The sequence below is a fragment of the Inquilinus sp. OTU3971 genome (genome assembly GCF_038440215.1).
In genome coordinates this window covers 1-266 of record NZ_JASATH010000472.1, presented here as the reverse complement: position 1 = coordinate 266, position 266 = coordinate 1, and the positions used below count along the sequence as shown (strand labels likewise).

The 266-nt window shown below is 73.3% G+C and carries 1 protein-coding gene; it reads left to right on the top strand.

Annotated features, from left to right (window positions below):
* Positions 1-266, top strand: a 266-nt coding sequence (locus AAHM41_RS40470; protein ID WP_342242295.1) for a hypothetical protein, incomplete at both ends; no start/stop codon positions are given.

The window sequence follows — 266 nt, the reverse complement described above, 5'->3', positions numbered from 1 at the left end:
ATGGCGGCGGTCTACGAGTCGTCCGAGGAGGGCGAGGAGGATCGCCGCGCCGACGAGCTGAGCGAGCGGCTGGAGCGGCCGGAGGTGGTCGAGCTGATCGAAGCCAGCCGGGCCGAGGTCGCGGTGGCGGCGCTGTGCCGGCGCTGGGGCTATCCGGTGCGGGTGAAGCAGTGGCTGGAGATGGCCGACGAGGCCATGGAGGAGCTGGGCTTCCTGCCGTCGCAGGACGGCGAGGACGACGAGGATCCGCCCGAGCCCCGCTCCGC